Below are 1,120 nucleotides of genomic sequence, written 5' to 3' on the forward strand. Positions count from 1 at the left end.
GTCCACGCCTAAGGAAACGGCGGGTGGCGGCACGTCCCCGGCGGAGACGGCCGGTGCGGCGGCCGCGGGAAGGGCTTGGAGCAGGCCCGCGGTCAGGGCCGCGCAGGCAGCCACCGCGGCTACCGGCATGCAGGCCCGTCGGATGGATCGCAAAAGAGAACTCCCCCATGGTTTCGTGTCTCGTCGGTCGGGGGCTGTGCCCGCTCGGGCACAGCCGGGTTCACCCGCCCCGGCGGGGCCGCGCCGTCACAGGGCTGCCCCGCCGGGGTGCCGCCCGTCAGTACCGCATCTGCCAGTGCTGCTCCGGCGGGAAGTCCGAGGCGCAGGTCCACAGGGTGAGGTAGGTGCCGTTGCCGGACGAACCGCCCTTGTTGGTGAGGCACTTGTCCGAGTAGTTGGTCTTGATGGACCAGTCCGAGGACCAGAACTGCTGGCTGCGGTTGTTGCCGCTGTCGTCGCACGGCCACAGGGTGAGCACCGCGCCGTTGACGTTGTACGCGTCGCCCTGCGGGGTCAGGCACTTCCCGCTCGCCTTGTGGACCATCTGGTAACCGTCGTGGTCCCACCGCTGGAGCTCGTCCCCCGTACAGGTCCACAGGGTGATGATGGTTCCGTTGGCCGTGCTGTTGCCCTTGGGGGTGGCGCACTTCGCGGGGTACCAGGTGCCGGGGCCGACCGGGGTGATGAGCTCGCCCCAGTTGGGGCCGGCCGCCGAGGCCTGCGGGGCCACGGCGGCATGGAAGCCCGCCGCCATGAAGAGCGCCGAGAGGAACACTATTGGCTTGCGCATGACATGCCTTTCGTCAGGGAGGGCCACTGTCTGCAACAAGGGTCGAATCTAGCCGCGCCCGGCGGGGCGGACTGTGCGAGGCGTGCAGCATTCCTCCACCATCCGCGCAGCGCTCCTCGCACACCGGCGATGACCGAAGCCCGGCGGCGGGGTTCATTCACCCCGGGTCGGTTCGTCCTCCCGGCTCGTCCTCCCAGCGGAGCAGGTCACCCGGCTGGCAGTCGAGCACCTCGCAGAGCGCGGCCAGCGTCGAGAAGCGCACGGCCTTGGCGCGGCCGTTCTTGAGCACCGCCAGGTTGGCGGGCGTGATCCCTATGCGCTCAGCGAGTT

2 protein-coding genes are annotated in these 1,120 nt (G+C 70.0%); both read right to left on the bottom strand.

Annotated elements, in window-relative coordinates:
* Window positions 1–277 precede the first annotated feature (277 nt).
* Window positions 278–790 carry an RICIN domain-containing protein gene (locus VR45_RS36635; RefSeq protein ID WP_078897303.1) on the bottom strand — a complete coding sequence of 171 codons (513 nt, stop codon included), beginning with the start codon at window positions 788–790 and terminating at the stop codon, window positions 278–280.
* A gap of 157 nt (window positions 791–947) precedes the next feature.
* A partial coding sequence (locus tag VR45_RS44920; protein ID WP_107084386.1) for a helix-turn-helix transcriptional regulator occupies window positions 948–1,120 on the bottom strand: 173 nt, incomplete at its 5' end.

This window comes from Streptomyces sp. NRRL S-495 (assembly GCF_000966955.1).
GTDB lineage: Bacteria > Actinomycetota > Actinomycetes > Streptomycetales > Streptomycetaceae > Kitasatospora > Kitasatospora purpeofusca.